Raw genomic sequence first — 13,872 nt, forward strand, 5'->3', positions numbered from 1 at the left:
CCCGGGTGTCCCGAGCATCGTTCATTCTCCGTCGCGCAGGTCGAGGTCTGCTCACGATCTGGTTCGCCGTGACCGTGACGTTCCTGCTCCTGCGGCTGCTTCCCGGTGACCCGGCGCTCGCGCTGGCGAGCCCGAACATGACGGACGACATCCGGGCGACCATCCTCGAGCAGTACGGGCTCGACCAGCCCCTGATCGTGCAGTACGGCCTCTACATGTGGCAGCTGGTCCAGGGCAACCTCGGGATCTCGTTCACGCAGTCGATCCCGGTGCTCGACGTGCTCCTGCAGCGGCTGCCCTGGACGCTGCTGCTGACGCTCACGGCCCTGGCGCTGACGATCATCATCGGCATCCCGCTCGGAGTCGCGGCCGCCTCGCACAAGGGCCGCTTCATCGACCGGGCGGTGCAGATCGTCGGTGTCACGGGACAGTCCCTGTTCGTTCCCAGCGTGGCGATCCTGCTCCTGTTCGTCTTCGGGCTGAACCTCGGCTGGTTCCCGATCGGCGGCGCGTACACGAACAACACCTACGGTCTCGAGTGGTACCTCAGCGTCGCCCAGCACCTCGTACTCCCGGCCGTCTCGCTCATGCTGATCCAGGTCGGGTCCTACGTGCTCACGATGCGCTCGACGCTCATCGAGACGCTCGGCGAGGACTATATCCTCCTCGCCAAGGCCAACGGGCTTCGCGGCAGGCGCATCCTCTGGAAGCATGCGCTCCGCAATGCGCTGCTGCCGACGACCACCCTGATCGGCCTGCAGCTCGGGTTCCTCGTCGGCGGGGCGGTGCTCACCGAGACGGTGTTCGCCTACCCGGGCATCGGCCGTGGCATCTACGAAGCGGTCACGCAACTCGACTTCCCGGTGCTGCAGGGCGCCTTCCTGATGCTCGCCACCACGGTCGTGGTCGCGAACACCGCCACCGACATCATCTACGGCTACCTGGACCCGAGAGTGAAGACCTCATGACCGCGCCGCTCCCTTCCGCCGTCCCCCTCGCTCCCAGCGAGCCCGCCGCCGTCGGCAGCGAGCGCGCCGGCGCGCACACCTGGCGGGCGTTCCGCCGCGATCCGCTCGGCATGATCTCGCTCGGGCTGCTGATCCTGCTCGTGATCATCGCGCTGGCGGCGCCACTCATCGCACCGTATCCGGCCAGCTACGGACCCGACGTGCTGCGGCCGCCGAGCGGCGACCACTGGTTCGGGACCGACGCGCTCGGTCGAGACGTGTTCGCCGAGGTCATCTGGGGTACACAGCAGAGCGTGCTCGTCGCGGTCGCAGCGTCGGTGATCGCGATCGTGTTCGGCACGATCATCGCGGTGATCGGCGCCTACTTCCGCAAGCTCGACAGCATCATCAGCGTGATCGTCGACATGACGCTCTCGCTGCCCGTGCTGCCGCTCATGATCCTGATCGCCGCGCTCGTGGGTCCCAGCACCTCGACGATCATCTTCGTCGTCGCGGCGTTCTCCTGGCCCGAGGTCACGCGCCTCGTGCGCTCTCAGGCGCTCACGGTGGTCGGTCTGCCGTACGTCGACGCGTCGCGGCTCATGACGACATCGCCGCTGTGGATCATCTCGCGGCACGTCCTCCCTGCGGTCACCCCGGTGGTGGTCGTTTCGGTCGTGGTGACGGCGTCGCGCGCCGTGCTCTCCGCCGCGGGCCTCGCCTTCCTCGGTCTGGGGGATCCGACCACGTGGTCGTGGGGGCGCATCCTCTACGAGGCGCAGCAGGCGGGTGCGATGGTGAGCGCGTGGTGGCTGACGCTCTTCCCGTCCATCGCGATCCTGGTCCTCGTGCTCTCGGCGACGCTGCTGTCGATCGCCTACAACGACGCGCGCAACCCGCGCCATCTCGCCCGCTAGGAGGCCGACATGACCGTGTTCGACCAGCGTCTCGACCCTGCGTTCTTCGACCGGGTGCAGGCCCGTGTGCGCGATCGTATGGCGGAGGAGGGCTTCGACGCCTTCCTGACCGACCACCCGGAGGACATCGCCTATCTCACCGGGTTCTTCCACCACCCGTCGGAGCGGCCGGTGGCGGTCTGGATCGAGGCCGGCGGGCGGGTCGTGATGCTCCTGCCGGAGCTCGAGCGGGAGTACGCGCAGTCGCAGTCGGCGCGCGCCGAGCTGGTGGCGTTCTTCGAGTTCCCCGGCATCGTGTCGCCGTTCGCGGTGCTCGCGACAGCGGTGGCGCCGAGGGGCCGGGTCGGCTTCGCCTCGACCATGCCCTACGAGCGCCTCGCTGCCGCGCGGGCCGCGATGAGCGGTGCGGAGCTCGTCGGGTCCGACCTTCTCACCCGAGCCCGCTACGTGAAGTTCCCCGAGGAGGTCGCCCTGCACCGCGAGGCGGCGCGCATCACTGATCGGATGCTGGACGCGGGCGTGCAGCTCGTCTCCGACGCGGTCGCCGCCGGCGGCGACCTGCCCACCGAGGCCGAGCTCGAGCGTCACGTGACGTCGACGGGCACCGCCCTGATGTACGCGGAGCACCGCAACGTGGTCGTCGCCTCGCTGCTCGCGGGCGGGCTGGTCTACTCCGGGGCGAACTCTGCTTTCCCCCACGGTCTGCCCTCCGTCAACCGGCTGAAAGCGGGAGACACCTTCATGCTCTCGCTCGGTTGCGCGGTCGGCGGACGTTTCATCGAAGGCGAGCGCACGTTCGTGCTGGGGGAGCCGACCCCCGACCAGCGCCGCTATCACGACACGATCCGTGCCGCCCAGCAGCTCGGCCGCGAGACGATCCGCGCGGGGCTCGAATGCCGCGAGGCCAACCGTCTCTGCCTGGACGTGATCCGCGAGGCGGGACTCGGCGAGTTCATCCGCCACCGTCAGGGGCACGGCATCGGCCTCGGCATGCATGAGGCGCCGTGGCTGGAGGACGGCGACGCCACCGTGCTCGAGGCGGGCATGGTCGTGTCGAACGAACCCGGCATCTACGTGCCGGGCCATGCGGGCTACCGCATCAGCGACAGCATGCTCGTGACAGACGACGGCGCTGAGGCGCTCACGACCTTCCCCCGCGGTCTCGACGACTGCACCATCGCGCTCTGACGCATCTGATCTCGAGAAAGAGGACGACATGACATCCACCCCGCCGGTTTCCCCGGAGTTCGCCGCCGCGACGAGCGCCTACGAATGGGTCGAGATCAACGGCAACCATCTGGCGGTCGAGGTGCTCGGTCCTGAGGGTGCTCCGGTCATCATCACGCATCACGGTGCCCCCGGACTGGGGTCGAGGGCGGAGCCGCGTGCGAGCTTCGGCCGTCTCGCCGACGAGTACCGCGTCGTGGTCTTCGATGCCAGGGGGAGCGGGCAGAGCGAGGGGGAGGGAACGTACAGCCACGAGCAATGGGCCGCCGACATCGACGGTCTGCGTGAGTGGATCGGAGCCGAGAAGATCGTCATGGCCGGCGGATCGTACGGCGGATTCATGACGATGGAGTACGCGCTGCGCTACCCGGACCGCGTCGCGGCGATCGTGCTGCGGGACACGTCGGCCGACAACTCCAACGCGCACCTCGCCCGCGAGAACGCCCTGGCCTCCGACCGCGTGGCGATCGACATGGAGAAGTTCGATCGCATCGACGTCGGCCAGGTCCGCGACGATGAGGACCTGAAGGACTGCTGGCGCGAGATCCTGCCCCTGTACGACTTCGTGTACGACCCGGATGCCGTCGAGCGGAAGGTCCAGGCGACGCCGTACCGGTACCGCGCCCACAACTACGCATTCTCGGTGAACCTCCCGAACTACGACCTGAAGCCGCGTCTTCCCGAGATCGCGGTGCCGACACTCATCACCGTGGGCCGGACCGACTGGATCACGCCAGTATCGTGTAGCCAGGTGATCGCCGACCTCATCCCGGACTCCGAGATGGTCGTGTTCGAGAAGTCGGGTCACTCCCCGCAGATCGAGGAGGCAGAGGCGTGGACCGAGACCGTGCGCACGTTCCTGCACCGGGTGTACCCGCCGCTGACACGATGAGCAGTATTCACATCGGCCGCGAGTTCAGCGATCTCGACCGTCGCATCGTCGTCGCCCTGCAGCAGGACGGGCGAGCGAGCTGGACGTCGATCGCCGAGTTCGCCGGAGCATCCGTCTCCACCGTCACCCGACGCGGTCAGCAGCTGCTGTCCGAGGGCGTGGTGCAGGTCGGGATCGTTCCGACGCTCGGCAGCGAGGGGCACGTGGAGACGTTCTTCGTGCGGATCAACTGCACGCCCGGGTCGCAGCTCGCCGTCGCGCAGAAGCTGATCGGATCGCCGTACGTGCGATTCGTCACCCTCGTGACGGGCAAGTTCGACGTGTTCGCCGAGGTCGTGATCCCCGGTGACTCGGCGACGTACGCGCACGTGCTCACCGATCTCCAGGGGATCCCCGGGGTCGAGCGATGGCGCAGCGATCTGGTGGTGCACACCTACAAGGTGAGCTTCGACTGGGGGCGTCAGCTGTACGACGCGCACGCCGAGGCGACGAGCGACCCGAAATCGTACATGCCCGCGCCGAACACCTGCGATCCGACGCATTTCGATGACGCGGACCGCGCGATCGTCGAGGAGCTCCGGCACAACGGCCGCGCATCGTTCCTGTCGATCGGTGCGAAGCTCGACATGAACGAGAGCAGCGTGCGCCGTCGCTACGAGCGCATGCGCAACGGCGGCTGCCTCACGACCGTCACGATGGTCCCGGCATCCGCTCTGGGGATGAGCGCCGAGACGCTGCTGATCCTGCGCGTGGAGCCGTCGAGGATCGCATCTGTCGCGCAGACGCTCGCGCAGCACGTATCCGTCCGCTTCCTCGCGGCAGCGCTCGAGGAGAACTCCCTCTACTGCGAGATCATCCTCCCGAGCACCGAGACGCTGCACGACTTCCTCACCGGGACGATCGCGCACCTGAAGGGCGTGCGCGGCTGGAACGCCTCGATGGAGCTCGTCTTCATGAAGCGCGGCTTCATCGAGACGCCTTGGTGGCGCGCGCAGGTCGCCTCGGCGGGCGGGACCGAGGTCGAGGTCTAGGTCGCGTCGTCGTCAGCCTCGTCGTCGACGCCGGCCGCGACACGGTCGGCCTCGGCGCTGTCGACCAGCGCATCGTCGATGTCGGTGTCGGGCACCTGCTCGCCGTCGACCTCCCTCGTCGGAACGCCGTCGGGGGTGTCGTCATCCGGGAAGGGGACGACGGGCGGGATCGGGTTGGACATGATCGCATCCTTTCGCGTGGTGGATCTGGATGCGGACACCGTACGACCTGCGCGGTCGCGCGACGGAGCGGGTTGACCGCGGGGGAACTCCGCGGTAGGACGGGAAAAGCCCCCGAGGATGAACCTCGGGGGCTTTCGTTGTGGACCTGGGGGGACTCGAACCCCCGACCCCCTGCATGCCATGCAGGTGCGCTACCAGCTGCGCCACAGGCCCAGAACGCCGCTCCGAACTTCCCGGAGCAACTTGAAAAGAGTACTACACGAATCCGCGCGAGCACCAATCGGAGCGGGGGTCCCGGGCGCGTCGTCCCGGGTGCGGAACAACGGCGTGCTCGAGGACGTTCGATTCATCGTGAGCATCCTCGACAGCCTCGTGATCGGTGCAGGGCAGGCCGGCCTCTCGTCGTCGTTCCACCTGTCCCGCCTCGGGATCTCGCACGTCGTCCTGGACTCGGGCGACCGGCCCGGCGGAGCGTGGCAGCACCGCTGGGACGCGCTGACGATGCGCGACGTGCACGGAGTCGCGGAGCTCCCTGACGACGTCGCTCCACCGCGTGATGACGAGCGCGCGAACGTCGCGGTGCCGGCGTACTTCGACGCCTACGAGCAGAAGCATGCGCTGCCGGTGATCCGGCCGGTGAAGGTCGATCGCGTCGAGGATCGCGACGGTCTTCTCGTCGTGCGCGCCAGGGAGAGGGAGTGGACCACCCGCACCCTCGTGAACGCGACGGGCACGTGGACGCATCCGTTCCTCCCGCACGTCCCCGGCATGGAGACCTTCGTCGGCGAGCAGCTGCACACGGTCGACTACCCCGGTCCCGCGCACTTCCTCGGTAAGCGCGTGCTGGTGCTCGGGGGAGGAGCATCGGCTGTGCAGTTCCTCGGCGCCCTCGCCCCTCTCACCGAGACGCTGTGGGTCACCCGCCGCGAACCCGTCTGGCGCACGGACGACTTCTCCCCGGAGGCGGGGGCTGCGGCGGTCGCGCTCGTCGAGCAGCGCGTCGCGGCCGGGCTCCCTCCGCAGAGCGTCGTCAGCGTCACCGGTCTCATGCTCCGTCCCCAGGAACGCGAGGCGGAGCGGCTCGGCGCCTACGCCGACCGCCGCCCGATGTTCGAGCGGATCGAGGCCGACGGCGTGCGCTGGGCGGACGGGTCGTTCGAGCGCGTCGACGTGATCCTGTGGGCGACCGGCTTTCGTCCGGCGACCGCGCATCTCGCCCCGCTCCACCTCCGCAGCGCCGCAGGTGGCATCCAGCTCGATCGGAACGGCCGGGGGACGACCGCGGTCGCCGATCCTCGGATCCAGCTGGTCGGATACGGTCCGTCCGCGAGCACGATCGGTGCGAACCGTGCAGGACGTTCCGCGGCGAAGCGCGTGCAGCGGATGCTGCGCCTCGCAGAGACCCCTGTGCCCGCCGGCTGACGGCGCCATCGACGCGAAACCTGTGTTCGGTAGGCAGCGCACCCCGTCGCTACGCTGAGGGCATGCTTCGCATCGTGTTCCTGGTCGTCTGGCTGTTGCTCTCGGTCTGGCTGCTCATCTGGGTGGGCGAGGGCCTCTTCGGCGTCGACCAGCGCCATTCGATCCTCCCGTTCTCCGGCGAGGACACGCTGGGCGGGCCGATCTTCATCGGCGTCGCCTGGGGGCTGCTGCTGACCTTCGGCGGGGTGTTCCTCGGCTTCAGCGGTCGCAAGAGTCCGCGAGGCGAACAGCAGATCGGCGTGGGCTCGATCGTGGAGGTCTCCCGCACCGGGCTGACCATCAACGACGTGCCGCAGTACGACGTCTTCGTCCGGGTGACGCCGTCCGCGGGAGACGACTTCATCGGGCAGCTGCGGATGCTGGTGGAGGCCACCGATGCCGCTGCTCTGCAGGTCGGCCAGCCGCTGTCCGTGCGGTACAGCCTGACGGATCAGGACACCGTCGAGCTCGCCGATCCCTCCGAGCCGGCTGTCCGGGACGCACTTCTGCAGTGGCGCATCGACCGCGGGCTGATCGATCCGAGTCAGGTGCGAGCGCGGACCACCGGCATCTCGGTCCCGGCATCCGTCCTCGAGGTCCGTCCGACGGGCCGCCGGCGCGAGGGGCAGAGCGAGCTCGCCCTGAGGGTGCTGATGGCTCCGGAGGGCGCGGCGACATGGGAGGCCGACACCACCGTCTTCGTCTACCCGCAGGCGATCTCCCACCTGCAGGTCGGCGCGCCGATCTGGGCGTTCTACCGTCGGGAGGATCCGCAGACGGTCGCGATCACGATCGAGAAGGAGGTCGGGCGATGAACCCCCTGGACACGCTGATGTGGCTGCTGAACTTCCCGGCGGCGCACGGCTACGCGATGGTCTTCATCGCGGGCTTCTCGATCCTCGGCCTGTTCGCGATGTCGGTGCGCGCCGCCTCACCCGGCGGCGAGCTCCGCGCCATCCGCGCGCGCGAGGGCCTTCTTCGTCCGGAGGAGCAGGCACGTGGACAGGTCGGCGGACGCATTCTTCGCGTCTTCTTCCGCATCCTCGCGTTCGTCATGCTGGGATCCCTGGTGATCGGCATCCTGAGCCTCACGGGCGTTCCGGTGACGCGCGCCTACATCCACGACAACGGCCGCCCGACCACGGCGACGATGGACGGCGACTGGGTGACCTTCACGACGGCCGAGGGCGTCGAGTACACGCTCGAGAGCAACTTCTTCACCCCGGCGGTCTACCCGGACCGTGACAGCTACCTGCCGAGCGGTTCGCCCGTGGTGGTGCGGTATCTGGCATCGCACCCGCAGGCGTTCGTGATCGACAGCACGCAGACTCCGCGCTGACGCCGGCCCCGAGGTCGCACCCGGAGCGTAGGGTGAGGAGCATGTCGCGCATCATCGTGTTCGGCGGCCACGGCCGCATCGCCCTGCTCCTCGCGCCCCTGCTCGTAGAGCGAGGTGACGAAGTCACCGGAGTCATCCGCAACCCCGACCACGCCGGCGATGTCGAGGCGGGCGGCGCCAGCGCGCTGGTCGCCGACATCGAGACCATGGACGTCGAGGCTCTGGCCGAGATCATCCGCGGTCACGACGTCGTCGTCTGGTCGGCCGGTGCAGGCGGGGGAGACCCGCAGCGCACCTACGCCGTCGATCGGGACGCCGCGGAACGATCGATGGATGCAGCGGAGCTCGCAGGGGTGCGCCGCTACGTCATGGTGTCCTGGATCGGTTCGACGGCCGATCACGGCGTTCCCGAGGGAGACTCGTTCTTCGCCTACGCCGATGCCAAGTGGGCAGCCGACGAGCACCTGCGCGGCACCGGGCTGGAAGGCACGATCCTCGCTCCCGGAACGCTCACCCTCGATGACCCCACGGGGCGCATCCTGATCGACCCCGACGGCCGCGGAGAGGTGTCCCGCGCCGACGTCGCGGCCGTGATCGCCGCCTCGCTCGTCGAACCCTGCACGATCGGGCGCACTCTCCGTTTCGGCAACGGCGGCGAGCAGACCGCGCTTCCCATCGCCGAGGCGCTCGCCTGCTGATCACGCCGCAGGGAAGAGACAGCGGGAAGGGCACCGGGATGCGTCGACGCCGCGGTTGGGCGACCACCGCCCTCGTGGGGATCGCCGTCGCGACGCTGTGCGTCGGATCGGCCGCGTCGGCGACGTCCACGACGGGCGCCCCTGCCCCGGCGGCCGCCGCGGTGCCATCCGGACCGAGCGATCGCGCCGAGGAGCTCGTCGCCCGGATGACGGTGGCGGAGCAGGCCGCGAGCATCGTCATGGGACACGTGCCGGAGACGGATGCCGGTGCCCTCCACTCCTACATGGAGTCCGGACTCGGGGGCTTCATCCTGATGGGTGCCAACATCCCGGCGACCGAGGCCGAGCTCCAGAGCCTCACGGCTGCGCTCACCGTCGATCCGGCCCTTCCGCCGTTGATCGCCGTCGACCAGGAGGGCGGCCTCGTCTCGAGGCTGAACGGCGACGACTTCGCCGCCTCGACGACACTGAAGGATCGTCCGGTCGACGAGGCCGCTGCCGCCTTCGCCGCCCGCGGCTCGCTCGTCGCCCGTGCCGGCATCACGGTGAACTTCGGAACGGTCGCGGACTTCACGGCCGACACAGCATCCTTCAGCTACGGGCGCTCGCTCGGCAGCGATGCGACGACGGCAGCCGATCGGGTCGCCGCGGCCACGACGGCCCAGGAGCAGTTCGTCGGCTCGACGCTCAAGCACTTCCCGGGCCACGGGGCGGCGCCGGGGGATTCGCACAGTGCGATCCCGAGCACTCCGATGGGGCTGGAGGAATGGCGTGCGACGGAGGCTCTGCCCTTCGCCGCCGGCATCGACGCGGGCGCGTCGCTGCTCATGTTCGGCCACCTGTCCTACACGTCGGTCGATCCGGCGCCCGCCTCGCTGTCGGCGACGTGGCACGAGATCGCGCGAGATGAGCTCGGATTCGAGGGGGTCGCGGTGACCGATGATCTGGGCATGCTGCTGTCGTCCGGGGATCCCGCGTACGCGGATCCGGTGGCCAACGGGGTGGCCGCCGTCGCCGCGGGCAACGACCTCGTGCTGATGATCGCCGGGTCCGATGCACAGACCGCGGGACAGATGGCCGCGGGTATCGCTGCCGCCGTCGACGCCGGCTCGCTCCCGGCCGAACGCCTGGCCGAGGCGGCCACACGCGTGATGACGCTTCGCCTCGCTCTGTCCGCGGCGACCGCGCAGTGGTCGGTGTGCTCGGACTGCGAGCCGGTGGACTGAGCCTCAGGCTGCTTCGGCCGTGCTCTCCCCGAGCCAAGCCGCGAGCAGTGCGGATCGCAGGGCGATGCCGCGGTCCGCGAACTCGCGCTGACGGCGCACGTACTCGCTCTTCCCCTCGACGGTCTCGATCGGCACGGGCACGATGCCCCAGGCCGAGAGGTCGTAGGGCGCGGCCTCCATGTCGAGCAGACGGATGTCGCGCGCGAGCTCGAACGTGTCGAGCAGCAGCTCACCCGGGATCAGCGGCCCGAGCTTCATCGCCCACTTGTACAGGTCCATCCCGGCGTGCAGGCAGCCCGGCTGCTCGAACAGCGGCTGCTCATCGCGCGACAGAGAGGTGCGATTGCGCGGCACGGCGTCGGGCGTGAAGAAGCGGAAGGCGTCGAAGTGCGTGCAGCGCAGGTCATGATTCTCGACGACCGCATCGGTGCCCGCCTGTCCGAGCCGCAGCGGCACCGGATGCCGGTGCTCGTCGGCGCGGTACACCATCGCCCACTCATGCAGGCCGAAGCATCCGAACTGGCCGGGACGCGAGGCCGTGCGGCGCAGCATCCGCTCGATGAGGCCGGCGAGCTCCGACTTCTCCGCAGCGAAGGCCTGGGCGTCTGGCACCACGGAGTCCATCGTCGAGCCGGGGGAGTACCAGCGCCAGGAGGCGCGCTCGGGGGCATCCGCCAGCTCGATGCCGGCCCCCGGGTGCCATCGCCGCAGCTGTGCGGGCTTGTAGGCGTAGTAGATGAAGAGGAAGTCCCACACCGGATGCTTCTCGCCGCGCGCGGCGCGGTCGCGATGCGCGGCCGTCAGGGCGTCGGCCCGCTCCTGGTGGGCGCTTTCGCGCACCAGCCACTCCTCGCGTGCCAGCGCCATGTCAGTGCAGGATGCCGGCCTCGCCGAGCTGATCGCGGAGCCCTGCGCCGTCTTCGGCGCTGACCCAGGGAGCGGAATCCGCGGCGTGCGGCTCCGACTCGGCACGACCACCGGCGAGAACGGCTTCGGCGGGGAGCAGGCGACGGATCGCGACGCCCGCCACGGACTCGGGATGCTCCTCCATGAACTGCGTGTAGATGGACTCGTCGTGCTGACCGTCGTCGCCGATCAGCAGCCACTTCACGTGCGGGAACTCGGAGGCGAGCCGGCGGAGGTTGGTGAGCTTGTGCTCGCGTCCGCTGCGGAACCAGCGGTCGTGCGTGGGACCCCAGTCGGTGAGCAGCATGGATCCGGCCGGGAACAGGTGGCGGCTGAGGAAGCGCCACAGAGTGGGGGCGACGTTCCACGCGCCTGTCGACAGGTAGACCATCGGGGCGCCGGGGTGCTGACGCAGCAGCTGGTCGAGGAGCACGGCCATGCCGGGGACCGGGAGGCGCGCATGCTCGTCGAGGACGAAGGAGTTCCAGAAGGCGATGAACGGGCGCGGGAGGGCGGTCACCATCACGGTGTCGTCGACATCGGACAGCACCCCGAAAGTGGTGCTCGCGGCGACGATGAAGGCGCGGGCCTCGACGGGCTCCTGTCCCTCGACCGAGATCGTGAAGGTCTGCCACCCTGGCTCGAGATCCGCGTGGATGACGGTGTCGACGACGCCCCCGCGGTCGGCGACCACCTGGTGCGTCGAGCCGCCGACATCGACGGTGACGGCAGCGAAACTCACCGGGATACCGACGAAGCTGCGCCATCCGCGCACACTCGCGGGTTCGCCGTCGCGTGTGCGGCGCTGCGGAGGAACGATCAGCACACGGCCGACGACGCGCACCCAACCCGGTCCGCCGTAACCGGGGAACGGCAGGATCGTCGCGACCCGTCCACGGCGTCGCGCGCGGCCCTCACGCCAGACGTGGAGGCGGTGCTCGAGTCGCGCGAACCAGTGGATCCGGGGCGCCGGGGGTGCGGAAGCCATTGCCTCAGTCTTTCACGTCGGCGTCGGTCTCCGCGTCCTCCGAGTTCAGGTGACGGGATTCCAGACGCTGCAGCAGCTTCTTCCCCAAGAAGGCGAGCACGAGGAACAGCGCGATGATGCCGACGAAGATGTACCCGGCGAAGTGCACGCGGTCGACGAGTTCCCGGAAGCTCCCGGCCGCCAAGGACGAGACGCTGACGTACGCGGTGGCCCAGATGACGCACGCGGGTGCCGTCCAGGCGAGGAAGCGGCGGTACGGGTACTCGCTCATGCCGACGGTGAGCGGGACGAGCGAGTGCAGCACCGGCAGGAACCGGGACAGGAAGATGGCAATGCCGCCGCGGCGCGCCAGGTAGTTCTCGGCGCGCACCCAGTTCTTCTCGCCGATCCGCCGTCCCAGCCACGACGAGCGGATGTGCGGCCCGAGCCAGCGGCCCAGGAAGAAGCCGATGCTCTCGCCGATGAGGGCGCCGATGACGACCGCGACGCCCATCGCGATGCCTTCCAGAGGGCTGGCGACGCCGATCGACGCGATGATCACGATCGTGTCGCCCGGGACGATGAGTCCGATCAGGATGCTCGTCTCCAGCATGACGGCGAGCCCGGCGACGAGGGTGCGCGTGACCGGATCGATCGACTGCACGGTGTCGAGGAGCCAGAGCAGGAGGTCGTCCACCTCATGAGGATACGGGAGCAGGCCGGTCCTAGGCTGGACAGGTGCGCGAACGCCTGAGTCCCCGAGAGCTGCCCGGGTGGGTGGACCCGGCGCGCGTGTTCCGGATGCTGGAGGCGCAGGCAGCCGACGTGTTCTGGCTCGATGCCGGTGCGGCAGCGACCGAGGGCTGGAGCTTCGTCGGCACGGGGGAGCCGTCGTCACTCCCCGACGACGTGCGCCTCGACGTGGTGCCTGCGGATGACGAGCGTCCGCCGTTCGCCGGTGGATGGGTCGGCTGGCGTGATTACGAGAGCGGGGCGAGGGCAGCGGGAGCGCCGGTGTCCGACAGTGCGGACGAGTCGGCATCCTCCTGGTTGCGCGCCACGCGCGTCGTCGCCTTCGATCACGCGGCCGGTCGCATCTGGACGCTCAGTGCGGAGGAGGATGCCGAGACGTGGGCGGCCGCCGTCGCGGCGGCATCCGCTCGTCCGGCCGGAGAACCTCGCAGCGAGGTGGACAGCGCTCCTCTGGTCGCCGAGGCCCGCCACGATCCCCAGGAGTACGCCGCCCTGATCGAACGCTGCCGCGGACTCATCCGTGCGGGCATCGCCTATCAGCTGTGCCTCACGACGCGCTTCACCGTGCCGGGTGCGCATGACGCCGTCGCGGTGTACGAACGGCTGCGCGCGGCCACGCCCGCGCATCACGGCGGGTTCGTCCGCATCGGAGGGCGCGCACTGCTGAGTGCGAGTCCCGAGCAGTTCCTGCACGCCGGGGGAGGAGTCATCCGCTCCCGTCCCATCAAGGGGACGCGTCCGCGCAGCGCAGACCCGCAGACGGATGCCGCGCTCGCCGCCGAGCTCGCGGTGAACGTCAAGGAGCGCGCCGAGAACGTGATGATCGTTGACCTGATGCGCAACGACCTCTCTCGGGTGTGCGTCCCGGGAACGATCCGGGTCGACGGCCTGTGGACCGTGGAGAGCTATCCCGCGGTGCACCAGCTCGTGAGCACGGTGAGCGGAACAGCGGCGGAGGGCACCACCGTCGGCGCGCTGCTCGAGGCGACCTTCCCGGCCGGGAGCATGACCGGAGCGCCGAAGCTCTCGGCCATGACACGGCTGCACGAGTTGGAGGGTGGCCCGAGGGGCGTATACGCCGGGTGCTTCGGGTATGTCGGCGTCGACGGTGCTGTCGACCTCGCGATGGTCATCCGGAGCATCGTGATCGATGCGGACGAGGCTGTGATCGGCGCCGGGGGCGGAATCACCTGGGGATCGGTAGCCGCGGCGGAGGTCGCCGAGGTCGCGACCAAGGCGCGTGCCCCCCTGGCCGCGCTCGGCGCGGAAATGCCCGCCCTCTGGGGTTCCGATATCCTGAACTGATCCCGTTTTTCCCTGCAGAT

General features: G+C 69.5%; 15 protein-coding genes and 1 tRNA gene. 11 read left to right on the plus strand and 5 right to left on the minus strand.

The features are described 5' to 3' along the window. Positions 1–5 precede the first annotated feature (5 nt). From ABS642_RS02350 to ABS642_RS02370, 5 genes are read left to right on the plus strand one after another with little or no spacing between them, the layout of a single operon-like run. The gene (locus ABS642_RS02350) at positions 6–968 is read left to right on the plus strand and encodes an ABC transporter permease (protein WP_282216872.1); all 963 of its coding nucleotides are present in this window, start codon (positions 6–8) and stop codon (positions 966–968) included. Then, a complete protein-coding gene (locus tag ABS642_RS02355; RefSeq protein ID WP_350352113.1) occupies positions 965–1,864 on the plus strand; it encodes an ABC transporter permease in 900 nt (299 codons plus the stop codon). The genes ABS642_RS02350 and ABS642_RS02355 overlap by 4 nt, the downstream gene beginning before the upstream one ends. Before the next feature lie 9 nt (positions 1,865–1,873). Further along, positions 1,874–3,052 (plus strand): Xaa-Pro peptidase family protein, encoded by a 1,179-nt coding sequence (locus ABS642_RS02360; protein ID WP_350352114.1) that lies wholly within the window; start codon positions 1,874–1,876, stop codon positions 3,050–3,052. Between the two features lie 28 nt (positions 3,053–3,080). Then, the gene (locus ABS642_RS02365; RefSeq protein ID WP_282216875.1) at positions 3,081–3,983 is read left to right on the plus strand and encodes an alpha/beta hydrolase; all 903 of its coding nucleotides are present in this window, start codon (positions 3,081–3,083) and stop codon (positions 3,981–3,983) included. Further along, complete coding sequence (locus ABS642_RS02370) at positions 3,980–5,014, plus strand: Lrp/AsnC family transcriptional regulator (RefSeq protein ID WP_350352115.1); 1,035 nt, start codon at positions 3,980–3,982, stop codon at positions 5,012–5,014. The genes ABS642_RS02365 and ABS642_RS02370 overlap by 4 nt, the downstream gene beginning before the upstream one ends. On the opposite strand, the gene ABS642_RS02375 is transcribed toward ABS642_RS02370, so the two are convergent. Then, positions 5,011–5,196, minus strand: a complete 186-nt coding sequence (locus ABS642_RS02375; protein ID WP_350352116.1) for a hypothetical protein — start codon at positions 5,194–5,196, stop codon at positions 5,011–5,013. The genes ABS642_RS02370 and ABS642_RS02375 overlap by 4 nt on opposite strands. A 141-nt stretch (positions 5,197–5,337) precedes the next feature. After that, positions 5,338–5,410 (minus strand) — tRNA-Ala (locus tag ABS642_RS02380). Between the two features lie 114 nt (positions 5,411–5,524). Here ABS642_RS02380 and ABS642_RS02385 point away from each other — a divergent pair. From ABS642_RS02385 to ABS642_RS02405, 5 genes are all read left to right on the plus strand, one after another. Further along, positions 5,525–6,619, plus strand: a complete 1,095-nt coding sequence (locus ABS642_RS02385; RefSeq protein ID WP_350352117.1) for an NAD(P)-binding domain-containing protein — start codon at positions 5,525–5,527, stop codon at positions 6,617–6,619. Between the two features lie 62 nt (positions 6,620–6,681). Next, the gene (locus ABS642_RS02390) at positions 6,682–7,473 is read left to right on the plus strand and encodes a hypothetical protein (protein WP_350352118.1); all 792 of its coding nucleotides are present in this window, start codon (positions 6,682–6,684) and stop codon (positions 7,471–7,473) included. Further along, on the plus strand, positions 7,470–7,997 hold the full coding sequence (locus ABS642_RS02395; protein ID WP_350352119.1) for a hypothetical protein: 528 nt from the start codon (positions 7,470–7,472) through the stop codon (positions 7,995–7,997). The genes ABS642_RS02390 and ABS642_RS02395 overlap by 4 nt, the downstream gene beginning before the upstream one ends. Before the next feature lie 41 nt (positions 7,998–8,038). Continuing rightward, positions 8,039–8,695 carry an SDR family oxidoreductase gene (locus tag ABS642_RS02400; protein WP_350352120.1) on the plus strand — a complete coding sequence of 219 codons (657 nt, stop codon included), beginning with the start codon at positions 8,039–8,041 and terminating at the stop codon, positions 8,693–8,695. Positions 8,696–8,733: 38 nt separating this feature from the next. Continuing rightward, the gene (locus tag ABS642_RS02405) at positions 8,734–9,921 is read left to right on the plus strand and encodes a glycoside hydrolase family 3 N-terminal domain-containing protein (protein WP_350352121.1); all 1,188 of its coding nucleotides are present in this window, start codon (positions 8,734–8,736) and stop codon (positions 9,919–9,921) included. 3 nt (positions 9,922–9,924) lie between these two features. Here ABS642_RS02405 and ABS642_RS02410 read toward each other — a convergent pair whose 3' ends face one another. The 3 genes from ABS642_RS02410 to ABS642_RS02420 are packed head-to-tail and all read right to left on the minus strand — an operon-like array spanning position 9,925 to position 12,491. After that, positions 9,925–10,788, minus strand: coding sequence for a 3-methyladenine DNA glycosylase (locus tag ABS642_RS02410; RefSeq protein WP_350352122.1), 864 nt, complete (start codon positions 10,786–10,788; stop codon positions 9,925–9,927). Position 10,789: 1 nt separating this feature from the next. Continuing rightward, complete coding sequence (locus ABS642_RS02415; protein ID WP_282216884.1) at positions 10,790–11,815, minus strand: phosphatase domain-containing protein; 1,026 nt, start codon at positions 11,813–11,815, stop codon at positions 10,790–10,792. Positions 11,816–11,819: 4 nt separating this feature from the next. Beyond that, on the minus strand, positions 11,820–12,491 hold the full coding sequence (locus ABS642_RS02420) for a DedA family protein (protein ID WP_282216885.1): 672 nt from the start codon (positions 12,489–12,491) through the stop codon (positions 11,820–11,822). Between the two features lie 41 nt (positions 12,492–12,532). On the opposite strand from ABS642_RS02420, the gene ABS642_RS02425 reads away from it, so the two are divergent. Further along, positions 12,533–13,852 carry an anthranilate synthase component I family protein gene (locus ABS642_RS02425; protein WP_350352123.1) on the plus strand — a complete coding sequence of 440 codons (1,320 nt, stop codon included), beginning with the start codon at positions 12,533–12,535 and terminating at the stop codon, positions 13,850–13,852. Positions 13,853–13,872: the final 20 nt, after the last annotated feature.

Origin of the sequence: Microbacterium sp. A8/3-1, from assembly GCF_040267695.1 — a bacterium.
Taxonomy (GTDB): Bacteria; Actinomycetota; Actinomycetes; order Actinomycetales; family Microbacteriaceae; genus Microbacterium; species Microbacterium luteolum.

Coding starts and splice junctions, on each gene's coding strand:
- ABS642_RS02355 (WP_350352113.1), top strand. CDS start 965: ATGACCGCGCCGCTCCCTTCCGCCGTCCCCCTCGCTCCCAGCGAGCCC.
- ABS642_RS02360 (WP_350352114.1), top strand. CDS start 1,874: ATGACCGTGTTCGACCAGCGTCTCGACCCTGCGTTCTTCGACCGGGTG.
- ABS642_RS02365 (WP_282216875.1), top strand. CDS start 3,081: ATGACATCCACCCCGCCGGTTTCCCCGGAGTTCGCCGCCGCGACGAGC.
- ABS642_RS02370 (WP_350352115.1), top strand. CDS start 3,980: ATGAGCAGTATTCACATCGGCCGCGAGTTCAGCGATCTCGACCGTCGC.
- ABS642_RS02375 (WP_350352116.1), bottom strand. CDS start 5,196: ATGTCCAACCCGATCCCGCCCGTCGTCCCCTTCCCGGATGACGACACC.
- ABS642_RS02390 (WP_350352118.1), top strand. CDS start 6,682: ATGCTTCGCATCGTGTTCCTGGTCGTCTGGCTGTTGCTCTCGGTCTGG.
- ABS642_RS02395 (WP_350352119.1), top strand. CDS start 7,470: ATGAACCCCCTGGACACGCTGATGTGGCTGCTGAACTTCCCGGCGGCG.
- ABS642_RS02400 (WP_350352120.1), top strand. CDS start 8,039: ATGTCGCGCATCATCGTGTTCGGCGGCCACGGCCGCATCGCCCTGCTC.
- ABS642_RS02405 (WP_350352121.1), top strand. CDS start 8,734: ATGCGTCGACGCCGCGGTTGGGCGACCACCGCCCTCGTGGGGATCGCC.
- ABS642_RS02410 (WP_350352122.1), bottom strand. CDS start 10,788: ATGGCGCTGGCACGCGAGGAGTGGCTGGTGCGCGAAAGCGCCCACCAG.
- ABS642_RS02415 (WP_282216884.1), bottom strand. CDS start 11,815: ATGGCTTCCGCACCCCCGGCGCCCCGGATCCACTGGTTCGCGCGACTC.